Here is a 16,171-nt window from a genome sequence, read left to right as displayed (position 1 = left end):
CCCGGACTTGGTTCCGGGCTTTTTCATGTCAGGGCACTGTGCGTATCGCTTGTAGACGTTTACTGGATCGACTCAGAACACCCGGCCGAGCTTGAGGTAGAGCGCCTGCTCGGACGCGTCGTTGAGGCCGTAGCTGAAGTCGAGCGGGCCCAGCGGCGTGTCGAAGCTTATGAACAGGCTGCCCGCGTTGATGTAGCCGCTGTCGAAGCTGTCGTCGTTGTTCCAGGCCCGACCGCGTTCGAGGCTGGCGCCGAGGTAGAAGGGGAAGTCCAGCGGCAGGAACGAGCGCTGGGTCATGCGCCGGTAGTAGACCAGCCGCGCCAGGGCGACGTTCTGCCCGGAGATCGAGTCCTCGCGGAACCCCGACAACTGTCGCGCACCGCCGAGCTGGAAGCTGGAGGTGACCACCTCGGCGCTGTCCAGGGTGCGACCGTAGCGACCGCCGAGCACGAAGGTGTTGGCGTCGCTGGAGAGCGCCTTGTCCAGGCTCAGCTCCCACTGGCGGTAGCGGTCGTCCGAACCCAGTTCGGGGTCGTACTGGCGCAGGGTCAGCTTGATGTCCTCGCCCTCGTGCGGGTAGTCGACGTTGTCGAGGGTGTCGAAGGAGTACTTCGCCTCGTAGTAGCCCTCGCTGAAACTGAAGCTGGGCAGGCGGCGGTCGCCGATGCGCACGTCGGCATCGCCCCAGCCCTGGCCGATGCCGAGGCGCAGCTCGCCGTTGTTGGCGATCTGCCGGCCGATGTTGAAGCCGTAGCCGTAGCGCTGCAGGCGGTATTCGGCGATGGGGTCGTTGTCCAGGGTGGCGTCCACGTTCTGCGCCTCGGCGGCGAGGTAGGGGGCCACGAAGTAGCGCGAGCCGTAGTCCAGCGGCTGGTAGAACTCGCTGTAGAGCTCCTGGTCGCTGCCGATCTGGGCGCGGGTCAGCCATTCGGCACCGAGCGTGTTGATGCCGTTGACCCGGTAGCTGGCGCCCAGGTTGAAGGTGCTGCGGCCGCGCATGTCGTCGTCCAGGCTCAGGCCCAGGCGCAGGTAGTCGGTGCCGGTGCGCTTGCCGCGCGCGTTGATCACCAGCACGTTGCCGTCCTTGCGCTTGACCACGCGGTAATGCACCTGCTCGAAGTAATCCAGGCCGTAGAGCGTGCCCATGTCGCTCTGCAGGCGCTCCAGGTCCAGCGGCTTGCCGGTTTCCTGGCGGATGATGCGGCGGATCACCTCGTCGCCCACCTTGGAGTCGTTCTCCACGCTGATGCGGGCGATCACCGGGCGGCGCTCGACCGGCAGGCGCGCCTCCTCCAGCACGGCCTCCTGCCGGCCACCCGGGTGGGCCAGCGGAGCGAAGCGGTTCTTGAGGATGGTGGCGGCGCGGTAGCCGGCGTCGATCATCTCCCGCGCGCGACCGAAGTCGGTGGCGGAGAAGCCGGCCAGGGGCGGCTGCACCAGGATGTCGTCCGGGCCCAGGGTGGCCAGTTGCGCCTCGGAGTTGCGCCGGGTCATCAGGGTCACCGACTGGTTGAGCACATCGACCACGGTGAGCAGTTCCTTGCGCCCGCGCAGCGGGGTGCCGATGTCGACGGTGATCACGAGGTCGACACCCATCTCCCGCGCCACGTCCACCGGGATGTTGTCCACCATGCCGCCGTCCACCAGCAACCGGCCGTCCACCTCCACCGGGGCGAACACCGCCGGGATCGACATGCTGGCGCGGATCGCCTGGGGCAGGTGGCCCTTGCGGAATACCACCTTCTCGCCGGTGGAGATGTCGGTGGCCACGGCGCGGAAGGGGATGGCCAGGCGGTCGAAGTCACGGGTGTCGCTGGTGTGCACCAGCAGGCTCTCCAGCAGCAGGGCGAGGTTCTGGCCCTGGATCACGCCGAGGGGCAGGCCCAGGCTGCCGTCGTCGCGGAAGCTGAGCTTCTGCTTGACCAGGAAGTCGCGGTCGTCCTGCTTGCGGCGGAAGGGGACGTCGTCACGCAGTGGCGCATCGGAGAGCGCCTGGCGCCAGTCGATGGCCAGGGCCAGCTTCTCCAGTTCCTCGACGCTGTAGCCCGAGGCGTAGAGGCCGCCGATCACCGCGCCCATGCTGGTGCCGGCGATGGCGTCGATGTGCACGCCCTGTTCCTCCAGCGCGCGCAGCACGCCGATGTGCGCCAGCCCGCGCGCGGCACCGCCGGACAGCACCAGGCCGATGCGTGGGTGGGCCTGCTCGGCCAGGGTGGCCAGTGGCAGGAGGGTGAAAGCGAGGAACAGAAGCACGCGGCGCATAACGCATCCCTGGTCAGGCGGGGAGGAAAACGCCGCTATTATAGGCACCCCGCATCCCACCACCGAGCATCGCCATGTCCAGTGCCAGGCCCGAAATCGTCATCACCTATTGCACCCAGTGCCAATGGCTGCTGCGTGCCGCCTGGCTGGCCCAGGAGCTGCTCAGCACCTTCGCCGACGACCTCGGCCGGGTGGCCCTGGAGCCGGGTACCGGCGGCGTGTTCCGCATCACCTGCGATGGCGAGCAGATCTGGGAGCGCAAGGCCGATGGCGGCTTCCCCGAGGCCAAGGTGCTCAAGCAGCGGGTCCGCGATCGCATCGATCCGACGCGTGACCTGGGCCACAGCGACCGGCCCTGAGCCTTCTTGCCCCAGGTCAAGCGCGACCCGGCAATGCAGGCATAGCCTGGCGGCATTCCCCTTTCTGGAGTGCCGTCATGAGCATCATCGTCACCGGTGCCGCCGGCTTCATCGGCAGCAACCTCGTCCGGGCCCTCAACCAGCGTGGCGAGACGGACATCATCGCCGTCGACGACCTGACCGAGGGCGACAAATTCCGCAACCTCGCCGATTGCGAGATCCGCGACTACCTGGACAAGCGCGACTTCGTCCCGCGCTTCGCCGAGGGCGCCTTCGGCATGGTCCGCGCGCTGTTCCACCAGGGGGCCTGCGCCAGCACCCTGGAGGCGGACGGGCGCTACATGATGGACAACAACTACCGCTACAGCTGTGAGTTGCTGGATGCCGCGCAGCGTCGCGGCTCGCCCTTCATCTATGCCTCGTCGGCCGCCGTCTACGGCGCGGGGCGGGTCTTTCGCGAAGCCCGCGAGCACGAGCGGCCGCTGAACGTCTATGGCTACTCCAAGTTCCTCTTCGACCAGCGCGTGCGCCGCCTGCTGCCCCAGGCCCGTGCCCAGGTGGTCGGGTTGCGCTACTTCAACGTCTACGGCCCGCGCGAGGGCCACAAGGGACCGATGGCCTCGGTGGCGCTGCATTGCTTCCAGCAATACCGCGCGCAGGGGCGGGTGCGGCTGTTCGAGGGCTGCGACGGCTTCGCCGATGGCGAGCAGCGGCGCGACTTCGTCTCGGTGGAGGACGTGGTGCGGGTCAACCTGCACGTTCTCGACCACCCGCAGTGCTCGGGCATCTTCAACCTCGGCACCGGTATCGCCCGACCCTTCAACGCGGTGGCCGTGGCGGTGGTCAACGCCCTGCGCGCCGAGGCCGACCAGCCACCGCTGGGCCTGGCCGAGCTGGTCGAGCGCGGGGTGCTCGTCTACGAGGCCTTCCCCGAAGCCCTGCGCTGGCGCTACCAGAGCCATACGCAGGCGGACATCGACCTGCTGCGCGAGGCCGGTGCAGGCGACGGTTTCCTCGACCTGGAGACCGGCGTGGCGCGCTACTGCCACTGGTTGCTGGAGCAGGAACAGGCCTGAGAAAGGCATGTATCAGGAGGTTTACCCGGGCTTTACACAGGGCTGACGCCCGCCGGTGCGGCCCCGGCGAATAATGCCCCCGGCGGCAGCGATCCTGCTGCCGCCGTGCAGCGAGGTGAACGATGTCCTTGAAAACAACCATGACGCTGGCGTTGCTGGTGCTCGGTCTCTCCACCCAGGCATTCGCCGGCCCGGGGCCGGGTGGTCCCGGCGGGCCCGGTCCGGGCGGCCCCGGCAGCTGGGGGCCAGGCCCCGCCGGTGGGCATGGCCACGGCCTGCCATCGGGCGCCCGGGAGCTGTGGATCGGCAGCGCGCTGTATTTCGTCGCCGCCGGCACCTACTACCTGTGGAACGCCAACGTGCAGCGCTACGAGGTGGTGGCCCCGCCGCCGGTGGTGCAGGGCAACAGCGTGGCCAGCTACGAGGTGATCGCCTATCCGGCCAACGGCCAGAGCGTCGACCAGCAGGGCCGCGACCGCTACGAATGCCACACCTGGGCGGTGTCCCAGAGCGGCTTCGACCCGGCCACCGTGACCCGCCCGGTGGGCAGCGACAGCACCGAACGCTACCGCCGCGCGCTGGGCGCCTGCCTGATGGGGCGCGGCTACAGCGTCAACTGAGAAAGCCGGGCCGCCTTGAACCCTGCCCCGGACTTCGGTCCGGGGCCCCGGCGGCCTCGCTCCCGCGCTGAAGTACGGGCTACGGTTCAGTGCGTCGCTTCGGCGGGCTTCACCGCGTTGGTTCTGCGCGTCGGGAAGGCGATGGCGATGATGATCAGCGCGCCACCGGCGAGCATGCGCAGCGAGGGCTCCTCGCTGAACAGCCACCAGGCGAAGGCGATGCCGTAGACCGGCTCCAGCGCGAAGATCACCGCCGTGGTACGGGCGTTCAGCACCTTCAGGCTGGCCACGAACAGGCTGTGGGCGAGGCCGGTGCAGAGCACGCCGAGCAGGGCGATCCACAGCCAGTCGACGGCCCGGACCGTGGGCAGCAGCGACGCGCCCAGGGGCAGCACGCAGACGACGATGCAGAGGTTCTGCCACAGCGCCACCTTCACCGGGTCCAGCCCACGGGTGCTGGCGCGGTTGAGCAACGACAGCAGGGAGAACAACAGGCCGGAGAGGACGGCCGCGATCAGCCCCTGGGTGGCGTCGCTGGCGAAATCGAACGCCGGGGTCACCAGCACCAGGCCGACGCTGACCAGGACGACCACCAGCATCTCGCGCAGGTGGATGCGCTCGCGGAACAGCAACCCCTCCAGCAGCAGGGTGAAGGCCGGGAAGCTGGCGAAGCCCAGGGTGGCGATAGCCACGCCGCCGACCTTCACCGCCTGGAAGAACAGCACCCAGTGCCCGCCCAGCAGCAGGCCGCCGAGCAGCAGCAGGGGAACCTGGCGCCGCGACGGGGAGCCGCCCCGGGCGCCGCCGACCAACCGGGCGAACAGCGCCAGGGCGAGGACGGCGAACAGCGCCCGGCCCAGGGTGATCACCAGCGGCGTGGTTTCCGCCAGCTTGCCGAAGATGCCCGAAAGGCCGAAGAGCAGGGCACCCAGGTGGATGGCGAGCAGCGCGTTGCGTTCGTTCATGCCAGGCGCGCGCCGTTGGGCAGGGGCTTGTCGAAGCCGGCCAGCACCACCTTGCCGTCGGCGTCGTGGACGCCGGTCACCAGCACCTCCGAGCGCACCCCGGCGATGCGCTTGGGCGCGAAGTTGCAGACGCACAGCACCTGGCGGCCGACCAGCTCCTCGGCGGCGTAGTGGGCAGTGATCTGTGCGCTGGAGGTCTTCACCCCGAGTTCGCCCAGGTCCACCTCCAGTACGTACGCCGGCTTGATGGCCTTGATGTTGGGTGCGGCGGAGACGACGGTGCCGACGCGCAGCTCAACGCGTTCGAAATCCGCCCATTCGATGGTCGATGACATACAGCCCCCTTGTTTGACGATGGCCGCAGTCTAGAGGGCGGCGCGGTGGCTTGTCTGTCGCAGGGCTCGCGTGTTTCGTCGCGACACTCGCGTCAGTCGCGCGTGCGACGCAGCGAGCGCGGCGTCACGCCGAACTCGCGCGACAGCGCGGCGGTGAAGGCGCTCTGCGAGGCATAGCCCACGCGGGCGGCGACCTCGGCCACGCTCAGGGCGCTTTCGAGCAGCAGGCGACGGCCCTGGAGCAGGCGCCGGGTACGCAGGTAGTCCATGGGCGTCTGTCCGGTGGCGGCGAGGAAGCGGCTGTGGAAGCGCGCCACGGAAAGGCCGCAGAGCCGCGCGAGGTCAGCCACCTGCAAGGGGCGGGCGGCGTGCTGGTCGATGTGGGCGTCCAGCGCCGCCAGGGGCAGTTCGCCAGGTTCCGTCGCGGCTTCGCTGCCCGGTGCCACCAGGCTGGCGAGCAGCAGGCCGACGCCCTGGGTGGCGATCACCGGGTCGTCGATCGGGCTGGCGGCGAGCCAGCCCACCAACTGGCTCTGGGCGGGATTGAGCTGCAGCGCACCGGGCGTCTCCAGCAGGCGCCGGCTGGCATCGAAATGCCCGCCGAGCGTGCGTTGCAGCCAGGTGTCGTCGGGCACGTCCAGCACCAGGCACAGGCTGCCGCGCGGGCTGCCGCAGGCATGGTGCTCACCCGGCGGGACCACGGCGAGGTTCTGCCGTTCGACCCGCGCGCCGATGCCGCCCACCTCGAACTCCAGGCTGCCGGTCAGGCCGAACACCAGCTGGGCGTGGTCGTGGCTGTGGGCGAGCAGGTCGTGGTTGTAGCGGCGCAGCGTCAGCATCGGGTTCATGGGGTGGTCCTCGGCAGGCCGCCAGTCTACTCCGTGGCGCGGGCGCCGGCAGTGTCATCGTTCTGCAAGCTAACCGTCACCTGCACTTCACCGGGCCTGCGCAAGATCGGAAAAACCCAGCTGGAGGCCGCCCATGAGCAGCGTTCAACGCCTGGAGCCGGTCGACCCGGCTCGTCCCCGCAAGCAACGCGTCCGCACTCTGTGGATATCAGACGTTCACCTCGGCACCCGCGACTGCCAGGCCGAGCACCTGGCGCGTTTCCTCAAGCGCCACCACGCCGACCGCATCTACCTGGTGGGCGACATCATCGACGGCTGGAAGCTGCGCAGCGGCATCTACTGGCCCCAGGCGCACACCAACGTGATCCGCCGCCTGCTGACCATGAGCAAGCGTGGCACCGAGGTGATCTACGTCACCGGCAACCACGACGAATTCCTGCGTCGCTACTCCAGCCTGCTGCTCGGCAACATCCAGCTCGTGGACGAGGCGATCCACGAGACCGCCGACGGTCGCCGCCTGCTGGTGATCCACGGCGACCAGTTCGACGTCATCACCCGCTACCACAAGTGGCTGGCCTTCCTCGGCGACTCGGCCTACGAGTTCACCCTGACCCTCAACCGCTGGCTCAACCACTGGCGCGAGCGCTGGGGCTACGGCTACTGGTCGCTGTCGGCCTTTCTCAAGCACAAGGTCAAGACGGCGGTGAACTTCATCAGTGACTTCGAGGAGTCCATCGCCCACGAGTGCGTCAAGCGCGGGCTGGATGGCGCCGTCTGCGGCCACATCCACCACGCCGAGATCCGCCAGGTGGGCGGTGTCGAGTACATGAACTGCGGTGACTGGGTCGAGTCCTGCACCGCGCTGATCGAACACTGGGACGGCACCATCGAGCTCTACCGCCTCGCCGACGACCAGGCGCGCCTCGCCGCCGAGACCCGGCAGCCCGCCCTCGAGCCGGCTGCATGAGGATCCTCATCGTCAGCGATGCCTGGGCGCCCCAGGTCAACGGCGTGGTGACCAGCCTGCAGGCCCTGGTGGCCGAACTGCGTGGGCTCGGCCACCTGGTCAAGCTGCTGTCGCCCCGCGACTTCCGCTCGCGGCCCTGCCCGACCTACCCGGAGATCCCGCTGGTGTGGGACCTCTGGCGCGTCGGTCCGGCGATCCGCGATTTCCGCCCGGATTGCGTGCACCTCGCCACCGAGGGGCCGCTGGGCTGGGCCGCGCGGCGCTGGCTGATGCGCCGTGGCCTGGCCTTCTCCAGCGCCGTGCACACGCGCTTTCCCGAATACGTGCACACCCGCTGGCCGGGCGTGCCGCTGGAGTTGGGCTACGCCGTGCTGCGCGCCTTCCATCGCCCCAGCCAGACGGTGCTGGTGACCACCGAGCGCCTGCGTGGCGAGCTGGCCGGGCGGGGGCTGGGGCACCTGTCGCTGTGGCGCAAGGGCGTGGACACCCGCCTGTTCCACCCGCGCCCGCAGCAGCCCCGGCCGCTGAAGCCGGTGTTCCTCTACGTCGGCCGCATCGCCCCGGAGAAAAACCTGCGGGCCTTCCTCGACCTGGAACTGCCCGGCGAGAAATGGCTGGTGGGCGATGGGCCGCAGCGGGCTGAACTGGAAGCGGACTACCCCGATGCACGCTTCCTCGGCTACCGCCACGGCGAGGCGCTGGCCGGGGCCTATGCCGGCGCCAGCGTGCTGGTCTTCCCCTCGCGTACCGACACCTACGGGCTGGTGATGCTGGAGGCCCTGGCCTGCGGTACGCCGGTGGCCGCCTTGCCGGTGCCGGGGCCGCTGGACGTGCTGGAAGCGGATGTCACCGGGGTGATGGACGAGGACCTGCAGGGGGCCTGCCTGCGCGCCCTGGAGCTGGACCGCGCCACCTGCGCCGAACGGGCCGCGCGCCTGTCCTGGCGGGCTTCCGCCCAGGAGTTCCTGGCACGCCAGCCGCTGCTGGATGGCGAGTTGTGCGGTGAGGCGGTGGGGGAAGGGGCGTTGTCGTAGGGCACGCAGCCATGTATCCGCGTAGCCGCGCTGTTCGGCACTCCGCATTGATGGGTTTCGCTCCGCTCTACCCATCCTACGAACAGCACGAAGCTTCGTCGTGGGAGGCGACGTGCGCACCGAAGCGCTTCGTGAGCGCGGCGCCACTGTCCTCGCGGTGCCTGATGCCTGCACCGCGCCCATGAAAAAGGCCGCCCGAGGGCGGCCTTGCTGTGACCCATTCGGTCAGAGAATGACCTTGTCGCGCAGTTTCTCGGCAGCCAGTTGCAGCGCCTGGATGACCTTTTCCTTGTCGTAGTTCTGGATGCCGTTGGTGTCCAGGTACATGGAGAAGCCCGGCAATTCGTGCTCGACGTAGCTGGAGGTGGCGCCCAGGTCGCGGCGGAAGTCCACCACCTGGTAGATCTGCACGGGGCGGGCGAAGCCCTTGACGGTGATCTGGCCCTTGTCGCGGCACATGATCACGTCCTTGATCAGCGAGTAGGTCTCGTGGGAGATGAGGATCTCGCCGGCCTCGGAGGCGCTTTCCAGGCGGCTGGCGAGGTTCACGTCGCGGCCGATGATGGTGTAGTCCATGCGCGTGTCGGCGCCGAAGTTGCCCACCGTGCAATAGCCGGTGTTCAGGCCCATGCGGATTTCCAGGGGCTTGGTGATGCCCTGGGCGCGCCACTGCTGGCGCAGCACCTTCATGTGCTTGCGCATGGCGATGGCCATGGATACGGCGGCCACGGCGTCCTTCTTGGCGCCCTGGGTGGAGGGGTCGCCGAAGAACACCATCACGCAGTCGCCGACGAACTTGTCGATGGTGCCGCCGTATTTCAGGGCGATCTTCGACATCTCGTTGAGGTAGTTGTTGAGCAGGTCGGTCAGGGCCTCGGCCTCCAGCTCCTCGGACAGCTCGGTGAAGCCCTTGATGTCGGAGAAGAACACGGTGAGCTTCTTGCGCTGGGTCTCCAGGCGCACGTGGCGCTTGCCGCTGAAGATCATTTCCCAGACCTGCGGCGACAGGTATTTGGCGAGGTTGCGGGCCAGGCGCGCGGCCTTTTCCTGCTCCAGCTTGATCTCGCTGCGCGCCAGCGCCAGGCGCAGGCCCTGCTGGTGCACGAAGAAGGCGGTGATGCAGACGTAGAGCGTGGTGAAGCAGATGCTGACGAAGGACACCAGGGCCGGGGTCGCGAGCTTCAGGTCCGGGTGCGCGACCACCGTGGTCAGCACCGTGGCGCTGGCGGCCACGAGGATCGCCAGGCCCAGCTGGCGCAGGCCACCGATGATCAGTGCGCTGAACGAGAGGGTGAGCATGAACATCAGGCTCGGCACCACCGAGAAACCGAGCAGGGCCGCGCCGGCGCCGGCGTGCAGGGCGTCGATGAACAGCAGGATCAGGTGGGTGCGCTCGGGGTGGTCACGCTTGAAGCGCAGGCTCAGGTGATGGGCCAGGTGCGGATAGAGCAGGGCGTAGGGGACCATCCACAGCACGTCGTAGGAGAAGTACTGGATGTAGCTGCCGGCGGCGATGCTGGCGGCCGTGGCGATATACGCCAGTACGCGGGAGTAATACTCGCGAAGCGGCGGGGTCGGAAGACTGCTGAGCCGGTCTAGATTGGCTGACTTCATGTAAACGAACGATCCCTGATGATTTTCTGACGCGACGTACGGGCGTCCGATGGTCTGCAAGACCTGAGCCAATGCCTGGCGGGTGCGGGATCATAACCAAGTGCCACTACGGCGGCCAAGCATGGCCGCCGAACGGTGGCACGGCCTCGACGTTCAGCTCGCGTTGCGCTCCATCACGGCCTTGTAGATCGACTGCCGGGGTTGGGCGAAGACGCGGCGCAGCATGGGCTCGAAGTATTCCAGGGGCAGGTGCTCGGCCTCGGGGTCGAAAGCGGCGGCGTCGTAGCGTGCACAGAACTCGATGGTCTGGCGGTATTGCGGGTGGTCCTTGAACTGCTCGCGCAGGTGGCGATCCAGGCCCAGGTGATGGAAGAAGTAGTAGCCCTGGAAGATCGCGTGCTTCTCCACCATCCAGTGGTTCTCGGGGCTGACGAAGGGCTTGAGCATCGCCGCGGCGATGTCGGCGTGGTTGAAGGAGCCGAGGGTGTCGCCGATGTCGTGGAGCAGGGCGCAGACCACGTATTCCTCGTCCTGGCCGTCGCGGTGGGCGAGGGTGGCGGTCTGCAGCGAGTGGGTCAGGCGGTCGACCGGGAAGCCGCCGAAGTCGCCATCCAGCAGCCTGAGGTGGGTGAGGATGCGGTCCGGGAGCTGGGCGGCATAGCGGGCGAAGTCCTGGGCGATGATGCTCCAGTCCTCGGCGGTACCGTCTTCCATGTGGGTGAAGCGGGCGTGGGCATTCATCAGGGGCCTCTCTTGTTGTTGTTTTCGGGGGCTTGCTAGAAGCGGATGCGGCCGGTGAAGGCGTCCTTCAGCATCACCCAGTCGCCCATCAGGCTGTAGAGCGGGTACTTGAAGGTGGCGGGGCGGTTCTTCTCGAACACGAAGTGGCCGACCCAGGCGAAGCCATAGCCGGCAACGGGCAGGGCCAGCAGCCACAGCCACTGCTGGGTGACCAGGGCGTAGGCGAGGATGCTCAGGACCAGCAGGCTGCCGACGTAGTGCAGGCGGCGGCATACGTCGTTGCTGTGTTCCTGGAGGTAATAGGGGTAGAACTCGGCGAAGCTGCTGAAACGCTCGGCGGGCGCGGTGCTCATGGGGATGTCTCCTCTTTCTTGTAGGAAGAGAGTGTAGGACTGGTACCTTTCCAGACCAGTGACATTAGGTGCCAGTTTAGTATCCTTCGTCGCCAGACCCTGTCCTGTGGTCTCCGTCTGACAGAACAAGAAGGCGCCATGAGCGAACGTACCACGTCATCGAGCTGGGCCCTGGGGATCGTCCAGGCGCTGGAAATGGGCGGCGTCGACTGCCGCAACCTGTTTCCCGAACTGGGGCTCGACTACGCCGCCCTGAACGATCCCGATGCCCGTTTCCCCCAGGACGGCATGACCCGCCTGTGGTTGCGCGCGGTGGAGCTGTCGGGCAACCCGGCCATTGGCCTGAACATGGCCAAGGTGGTGAGGCCGGCGTCCTTCCACGTGGTGGGTTATGCGCTGATGTCCAGCCGCACCCTCAAGGAGGGTTTCGCCCGCCTGGTGCGCTACCAGCGGATCATCGCCGAGGGCGCGGACCTGAGCTTTCGCGCCACCCCAGACGGCTATGCGCTGATCCTGGCGATCCATGGCGACCGCCTGCCGCCGGCGCGGCAGAGCGCCGAGGCGTCCATGGCCTATTCCCTGGCCTTCTGCCGCTGGATGACGGGGCGGCCGATCAACCCGCTGGAAATCCGCTTCCAGGGCCCGCCGCCTGCGGACCTGGAGCCCTATCGCCAGGTGTTCCAGGCGCCGCTGCGGTTCAATGCCGAGCACTATGCGCTGCTGTTCGACCGCGCCGACATGGAGACGCCGCTGCCCACGGCCAACGAGTCCCTGGCGCAGCTGCACGACCGCTTCGCTGGCGAGTACCTGGCGCGTTTCTCCGGCAGCCGCGTGACCCACCAGGCGCGCCAGGTTCTGTGCCGTCTGTTGCCCCAGGGCGAACCCAAGCGCGAGGTGGTGGCCAGCACCCTGCACCTGTCCCAGCGCACCCTGCAGCGCCGCCTGCAGGAAGAGGGCACCAGCTTTCAGCAACTGCTGGACGACACCCGTCGCGAGCTCGCCGAGCAGTACCTGGCACAGCCCAACCTGACGTTGCTGGAGATTGCCTACCTGCTGGGCTTCGCCGACCCGAGCAACTTCTTCCGCGCCTTCCGCCGCTGGTTCGACGCCACGCCGGGCGAGTACCGCGCGCGCCTGTAATCGCCTCCCGGAGTCTGTAGGGGGATGTAGGGGCGACTTCAGTCGCCCGGCTCGCCCAGCGCGGCTGGGGGAGGCCAGGCGCCACCCCTGTTTAGTGGAGCTGCGCGTTCGCGAGGGTGACGCGGCACGCAGGTGCCTGTGCGCGACGCCGCCTCAATGCCGCCAGAAATACGGCGTGCAGATCACCAGCACGGTGATGATCTCCAGGCGGCCCAGCAGCATGCCGAGGGAGAGCAGCCACTTGGCGCCGTCCGGCAGGCTGGAGAAGTTGCCCGCCGGCCCGATCACCTCGCCCAGGCCCGGCCCCACGCCGGAGACGGTGCTGGCGGCGCCGGTGAGTGCGGTGATCCAGTCCACCCCCATCAGCGACAGGCCCAGGGCCATGACGCAGATGGTGATGGTGAAGAAGAAGGAAAAGGTGAGGATCGAGCGGACGATCTCTTCGTCGAGGCGGTGGCCGTTGTACTTCTGCTTGATCACCGCGCGGGGGTGGATCAGCTGGTAGAGGTTGGCCTTGAGCAGGATGTAGGCGACCTGGAAGCGGAAGATCTTGATGCCACCGGCGGTGGACCCGGAGCAGCCGCCGATGAAGCCCAGGTAGAAGAACAGCATCAGCGAGAAGTTGCCCCACAGGCTGTAGTCGCCCAGGGCGAAGCCGGTGGTGGTGAGGATCGAGGTGGTGTTGACCGCGACGTGGCGCAGCGCCTCGGTCCAGGGCAGGTCGGTGGTCAGCCAGTACCAGGTGCCCAGCACCAGCCAGGTCGCGAGCAGCAGGCCGAGGAAGCCGCGTACCTGGTGGTCCTTGATCAGCGCCTTGCGGTGCCCGCGCAGGGTGGAGACGTAGAGGGCGAAGGGCAGGCTGCCGAGGATCATCACCACCACCGCGACCCAGTGCACGGCCGGCTGGTGCCATTTGGCCAGGGACTGGTCGGAGGTGGAGAAGCCCCCGGTGGAAATCGCCGACATGGCGTGGTTGACCGCGTCGAAGGGGCTCATGCCGGCCAGCCAGAAACCCAGGGTGCCGAGCAGGGTGAAGCTGACGTAAACCAGGACGATGAACTTGGCCACCATGTGCGAGCGCGGCATGACCTTGTCGGAGCGGTCGGAGGATTCCGTCTGGAACAGGCGCATGCCGCCGATGCGCAGCAGCGGCAGGATCGCCACGGCCATGCCGATGAAGCCGATGCCCCCCAGCCAGTGCAGCAGCGAGCGCCAGATGAGGATGCCGGGCGACATGGTGTCCAGCCCGCTGAGCACGGTGGCGCCGGTGGCGGTGACGCCCGACATGCTCTCGAAGAAGGCGTCGGTGTAACTGATGTGCTGGGTGAAGAGGAACGGCAGCGCGGCGAAGATCGCCACCACCACCCAGCTGGAGACGGTGAGCAGGTACATGTCGCGCGGGCGCAGGTGCACGTGCTCGGGGCGCCCGGGGATGACCAGCGCCAGGCCGGCGAGGAAGGTGATCAGGCTCGACCAGACGAAGGAGTGGATGTCCTGGGTGCGTTCGAAGATGAACAGCGTCAGCACGGGGATGGCCATGCTCACGGCCAGGGTGATCAGGAATATGCCGATGATGAAGCCGATGATGCGCAGGGTCGGCAATGCCATGGGTCGAGCTCTGAGTTGTCGAGGTCGCCATTCTATCCGGGCTGGGCGACCTGTCCATGCTCACCGCCTCCGGGGGTCAGTGCTTCCAGAAGGCACGGGTGAAGAGCACCAGGACGGTGAGGATCTCCAGGCGGCCGAGGAGCATGCCGAAGGTCAGCAGCCATTTCGCCGCATCCGGCAGGCTGGAGAAGTTGCCGACCGGGCCGATGGTCGGTCCCAGCCCGGGGCCGACGTTGCAGACCGCGGTGGCGGCGCCCGTGATGGCGGTGGTCCAGTCGAGGCCGATCAGGCACAGGCCCAGGGCGATGACGCCGATGGTCACGGTGAAGAAGAAGGAGAAGGTGATCAACGAGCGCACGATTTCCTCGTCGATGTTGTGCCCGTTGTACTTCTGCCGGATCACCGCCCGGGGGTGCACCAGTTGCTGCAGGTTGGCCTTGAGCATGACCAGGGCGACCTGGAAGCGGAATATCTTCAGGCCGCCGGCGGTGGAGCCGGAGCAGCCGCCGACGAAGGTCAGGTAGAAGAAGAGCATCACCGAGAAGCTGCCCCACAGCGTGTAGTCGCCCAGGGCGATACCGGTGGTCGTGACCACCGAGGTGACGTTGACGGCGACGATGCGGACGGCGTCGAGCCAGCTGTTGCTGGAGTTGGCCCAGTACCAGGTGCCGAACAGCAGCCAGGTGACCACCAGGAAGAACAGGAAGCCCCTTACCTGATGGTCGCGGACCAGGGCCTTGCGATTTCCGCGCAGGCTGGCGACATACAGGGTGAAGGGAAGGCTGCCGAGGATCATCACTGCCACGGCGACCCAGTGCACCGCTGGCTGCGGCCAGTGCGCGATGGAGCTGTCGGAGGTGGAGAAACCGCCGGTCGAGATCAGGGAAGCGGCATGGTTGAGCGCTTCGAAAGGGGTCATGCCGGCCAGCCAGAAGGCCAGGGTGCCAAGGGCGGTGAGGCCGATGTAGACGAGGAGGATGTACTTGGCCGCCATGTGCGAACGCGGCATGACCTTCTCACCCCAGTCGGAGGACTCCGTCTGGAACAGGCGCATGCCGCCGATACGCAGCAGCGGCAGGATCGCCACGGCCATGCCGATGAAGCCGATGCCCCCCAGCCAGTGCAGCATCGAGCGCCACAGCAACAGGCCGGGCGAGGCGGAGTCCAGCCCGGTGAGGACGGTCGAGCCGGTGGTGGTGATGCCGGACATGGTTTCGAAGAAGGCGTCGGTGTAGCTGATGTGCTGGATGAACACCATCGGCAGTGCCGCGAAGCAGCACACGACCACCCAGCTCGCCGTGGTCAGCAGGTACATGTCGCGGGGGCGCATGTGCGAGTGCTCGGGCCGCCCCTGGGCCACCAGGGCGATGCCGGAGGCGAAGGTGATCAAGCTCGACCAGGTGAAGGCGCTGAGGTCGTCGGTGCGCTCGAACACCAGCAGCGCCAGCATGGGAATGACCATGCTGGCGGACAGGGTGATGAGAAAGATGCCGATGATGAAGGCGATGATGCGGAGGGTCGGCAGCGCCATGGCAAGTCTGGCCCGGTGGACGAGGAGCGAGATTCTACGCAGGTGCATGGGACTGTAAAGCGATGTCGTATATCCGGAATGCTTCGCAACTTCGGCTAGAATGCCGCTTCACTCGAACCTGGAGGTGGCCCGATGGAGGCTCTCGACGCTCTGCTCAACCGCGTATCCCTGTCTCGCCTGGTGGAGCCGGCGCCCGATGCGGCGCAACGCGAGGTGCTGTTCCGCGCCGCCCTGCGCGCCCCGGATCATGGCTACCTGCGGCCCTGGCGCTTCCTCACCATCGAGGGCGAGGCACGCAACCGGTTGGGCGAGCTGTTCGCCGAGGCGGTAAAGGCCAGGGACCCGCAGGCACCCGAGGCTGCGGTGAACAAGGCCCTCGGCATGCCACTGCGTGCGCCGCTGCTGGTGGCGGTGATCGCCCGCCTGACCGCCGGGCACAAGGTGCCGGAAAGTGAGCAGGTGCTGTCGGCGGGCTGCGCCGCCCACGGCATCCTCCTGGCCGCCCATGCCCAGGGGCTGGGCGCCATCTGGCGCACCGGCGAGCTGAGCTATGACCGCCATGTCGCCCGTGGCCTGGGCCTGGCCGACAACGAGCAGGTCGTGGGTTTCCTCTACCTGGGCAGTGTGGAAGGCGACCGCCGCAGCCCGCCGGAGCTGGCTCCGGCTGATTTCGTGAGCGCCTGGGGCTGATCGACTGATCGGCGGCGAGACCGAAGAA

Annotated in this window: 16 protein-coding genes; 7 read left to right on the top strand and 9 right to left on the bottom strand. The window is 67.7% G+C overall.

The features are described 5' to 3' along the window. Window positions 1-72 precede the first annotated feature (72 nt). Window positions 73-2,262 carry a patatin-like phospholipase family protein gene (locus WFQ67_RS20645; RefSeq protein WP_337058051.1) on the bottom strand — a complete coding sequence of 730 codons (2,190 nt, stop codon included), beginning with the start codon at window positions 2,260-2,262 and terminating at the stop codon, window positions 73-75. Window positions 2,263-2,336: 74 nt separating this feature from the next. Here WFQ67_RS20645 and WFQ67_RS20640 point away from each other — a divergent pair, with 74 nt between their 5' ends. The 3 genes from WFQ67_RS20640 to WFQ67_RS20630 all read left to right on the top strand — a co-directional run bounded on the left by WFQ67_RS20640 (window position 2,337) and on the right by WFQ67_RS20630 (window position 4,317). Further along, the gene (locus tag WFQ67_RS20640) at window positions 2,337-2,621 is read left to right on the top strand and encodes a SelT/SelW/SelH family protein (RefSeq protein ID WP_213628784.1); all 285 of its coding nucleotides are present in this window, start codon (window positions 2,337-2,339) and stop codon (window positions 2,619-2,621) included. Window positions 2,622-2,698: 77 nt separating this feature from the next. Then, window positions 2,699-3,697: an ADP-glyceromanno-heptose 6-epimerase gene (gene rfaD, locus WFQ67_RS20635; protein ID WP_337058050.1), complete on the top strand. Its 999-nt coding sequence runs from the start codon at window positions 2,699-2,701 to the stop codon at window positions 3,695-3,697. 122 nt (window positions 3,698-3,819) lie between these two features. Next, entirely contained in the window at window positions 3,820-4,317 is a 498-nt protein-coding gene (locus tag WFQ67_RS20630) for a hypothetical protein (protein ID WP_263153191.1), read from the top strand. Between the two features lie 86 nt (window positions 4,318-4,403). Here the strand turns inward: WFQ67_RS20630 and WFQ67_RS20625 are convergent, their stop codons facing one another. From WFQ67_RS20625 to WFQ67_RS20615, 3 genes are all read right to left on the bottom strand, one after another. Beyond that, a complete protein-coding gene (locus tag WFQ67_RS20625; RefSeq protein WP_337058049.1) occupies window positions 4,404-5,282 on the bottom strand; it encodes a DMT family transporter in 879 nt (292 codons plus the stop codon). Further along, window positions 5,279-5,617 carry a tRNA-binding protein gene (locus tag WFQ67_RS20620; protein WP_173177053.1) on the bottom strand — a complete coding sequence of 113 codons (339 nt, stop codon included), beginning with the start codon at window positions 5,615-5,617 and terminating at the stop codon, window positions 5,279-5,281. Before WFQ67_RS20620 ends, WFQ67_RS20625 begins: the two co-directional genes overlap by 4 nt. A 92-nt stretch (window positions 5,618-5,709) precedes the next feature. Beyond that, on the bottom strand, window positions 5,710-6,465 hold the full coding sequence (locus tag WFQ67_RS20615; protein ID WP_337058048.1) for an AraC family transcriptional regulator: 756 nt from the start codon (window positions 6,463-6,465) through the stop codon (window positions 5,710-5,712). A 133-nt stretch (window positions 6,466-6,598) separates the two neighbouring features. Here WFQ67_RS20615 and WFQ67_RS20610 point away from each other — a divergent pair, with 133 nt between their 5' ends. Together WFQ67_RS20610 and WFQ67_RS20605 are read left to right on the top strand one after the other, a co-directional pair. Continuing rightward, the gene (locus WFQ67_RS20610) at window positions 6,599-7,432 is read left to right on the top strand and encodes a UDP-2,3-diacylglucosamine diphosphatase (RefSeq protein ID WP_173177057.1); all 834 of its coding nucleotides are present in this window, start codon (window positions 6,599-6,601) and stop codon (window positions 7,430-7,432) included. Further along, window positions 7,429-8,466, top strand: coding sequence for a glycosyltransferase family 4 protein (locus tag WFQ67_RS20605; RefSeq protein WP_337058047.1), 1,038 nt, complete (start codon window positions 7,429-7,431; stop codon window positions 8,464-8,466). The genes WFQ67_RS20610 and WFQ67_RS20605 overlap by 4 nt, the downstream gene beginning before the upstream one ends. A 225-nt stretch (window positions 8,467-8,691) precedes the next feature. Here WFQ67_RS20605 and WFQ67_RS20600 read toward each other — a convergent pair whose 3' ends face one another. The 3 genes from WFQ67_RS20600 to WFQ67_RS20590 form a co-directional block, all read right to left on the bottom strand. Beyond that, window positions 8,692-10,080, bottom strand: coding sequence for an adenylate/guanylate cyclase domain-containing protein (locus WFQ67_RS20600; protein ID WP_111259502.1), 1,389 nt, complete (start codon window positions 10,078-10,080; stop codon window positions 8,692-8,694). Between the two features lie 153 nt (window positions 10,081-10,233). Further along, entirely contained in the window at window positions 10,234-10,821 is a 588-nt protein-coding gene (locus tag WFQ67_RS20595; protein WP_173177061.1) for an HD domain-containing protein, read from the bottom strand. 35 nt (window positions 10,822-10,856) lie between these two features. Next, window positions 10,857-11,174: an Mpo1-like protein gene (locus WFQ67_RS20590; protein WP_173177064.1), complete on the bottom strand. Its 318-nt coding sequence runs from the start codon at window positions 11,172-11,174 to the stop codon at window positions 10,857-10,859. Between the two features lie 138 nt (window positions 11,175-11,312). Here WFQ67_RS20590 and WFQ67_RS20585 point away from each other — a divergent pair, with 138 nt between their 5' ends. After that, a complete protein-coding gene (locus WFQ67_RS20585; RefSeq protein ID WP_337058046.1) occupies window positions 11,313-12,314 on the top strand; it encodes an AraC family transcriptional regulator in 1,002 nt (333 codons plus the stop codon). 153 nt (window positions 12,315-12,467) lie between these two features. Here WFQ67_RS20585 and WFQ67_RS20580 read toward each other — a convergent pair whose 3' ends face one another. After that, complete coding sequence (locus WFQ67_RS20580; RefSeq protein WP_173177068.1) at window positions 12,468-13,922, bottom strand: TrkH family potassium uptake protein; 1,455 nt, start codon at window positions 13,920-13,922, stop codon at window positions 12,468-12,470. A gap of 76 nt (window positions 13,923-13,998) precedes the next feature. Then, the gene (locus tag WFQ67_RS20575) at window positions 13,999-15,453 is read right to left on the bottom strand and encodes a TrkH family potassium uptake protein (protein WP_213628793.1); all 1,455 of its coding nucleotides are present in this window, start codon (window positions 15,451-15,453) and stop codon (window positions 13,999-14,001) included. 132 nt (window positions 15,454-15,585) lie between these two features. Here WFQ67_RS20575 and WFQ67_RS20570 point away from each other — a divergent pair, with 132 nt between their 5' ends. After that, window positions 15,586-16,143 (top strand): nitroreductase family protein, encoded by a 558-nt coding sequence (locus tag WFQ67_RS20570; RefSeq protein ID WP_213628794.1) that lies wholly within the window; start codon window positions 15,586-15,588, stop codon window positions 16,141-16,143. The last annotated feature ends 28 nt before the right edge of the window (window positions 16,144-16,171 follow it).

The sequence above is a fragment of the Pseudomonas sp. USHLN015 genome (assembly GCF_037153275.1).
Lineage (GTDB): Bacteria > Pseudomonadota > Gammaproteobacteria > Pseudomonadales > Pseudomonadaceae > Metapseudomonas > Metapseudomonas tohonis.
Note: the sequence above shows the minus strand (reverse complement) of the source record. Positions and strands in the feature narration are given on the sequence as shown.

What these genes read in the sequence shown, in the direction of transcription:
- WFQ67_RS20645 (WP_337058051.1), bottom strand. Translation starts at nt 2,262, where the DNA reads ATGCGCCGCGTGCTTCTGTTCCTCGCTTTCACCCTCCTGCCACTGGCC.
- WFQ67_RS20640 (WP_213628784.1), top strand. Translation starts at nt 2,337, where the DNA reads ATGTCCAGTGCCAGGCCCGAAATCGTCATCACCTATTGCACCCAGTGC.
- rfaD (WP_337058050.1), top strand. Translation starts at nt 2,699, where the DNA reads ATGAGCATCATCGTCACCGGTGCCGCCGGCTTCATCGGCAGCAACCTC.
- WFQ67_RS20630 (WP_263153191.1), top strand. Translation starts at nt 3,820, where the DNA reads ATGTCCTTGAAAACAACCATGACGCTGGCGTTGCTGGTGCTCGGTCTC.
- WFQ67_RS20625 (WP_337058049.1), bottom strand. Translation starts at nt 5,282, where the DNA reads ATGAACGAACGCAACGCGCTGCTCGCCATCCACCTGGGTGCCCTGCTC.
- WFQ67_RS20620 (WP_173177053.1), bottom strand. Translation starts at nt 5,617, where the DNA reads ATGTCATCGACCATCGAATGGGCGGATTTCGAACGCGTTGAGCTGCGC.
- WFQ67_RS20615 (WP_337058048.1), bottom strand. Translation starts at nt 6,465, where the DNA reads ATGAACCCGATGCTGACGCTGCGCCGCTACAACCACGACCTGCTCGCC.
- WFQ67_RS20610 (WP_173177057.1), top strand. Translation starts at nt 6,599, where the DNA reads ATGAGCAGCGTTCAACGCCTGGAGCCGGTCGACCCGGCTCGTCCCCGC.
- WFQ67_RS20605 (WP_337058047.1), top strand. Translation starts at nt 7,429, where the DNA reads ATGAGGATCCTCATCGTCAGCGATGCCTGGGCGCCCCAGGTCAACGGC.
- WFQ67_RS20600 (WP_111259502.1), bottom strand. Translation starts at nt 10,080, where the DNA reads ATGAAGTCAGCCAATCTAGACCGGCTCAGCAGTCTTCCGACCCCGCCG.
- WFQ67_RS20595 (WP_173177061.1), bottom strand. Translation starts at nt 10,821, where the DNA reads ATGAATGCCCACGCCCGCTTCACCCACATGGAAGACGGTACCGCCGAG.
- WFQ67_RS20590 (WP_173177064.1), bottom strand. Translation starts at nt 11,174, where the DNA reads ATGAGCACCGCGCCCGCCGAGCGTTTCAGCAGCTTCGCCGAGTTCTAC.
- WFQ67_RS20585 (WP_337058046.1), top strand. Translation starts at nt 11,313, where the DNA reads ATGAGCGAACGTACCACGTCATCGAGCTGGGCCCTGGGGATCGTCCAG.
- WFQ67_RS20580 (WP_173177068.1), bottom strand. Translation starts at nt 13,922, where the DNA reads ATGGCATTGCCGACCCTGCGCATCATCGGCTTCATCATCGGCATATTC.
- WFQ67_RS20575 (WP_213628793.1), bottom strand. Translation starts at nt 15,453, where the DNA reads ATGGCGCTGCCGACCCTCCGCATCATCGCCTTCATCATCGGCATCTTT.
- WFQ67_RS20570 (WP_213628794.1), top strand. Translation starts at nt 15,586, where the DNA reads ATGGAGGCTCTCGACGCTCTGCTCAACCGCGTATCCCTGTCTCGCCTG.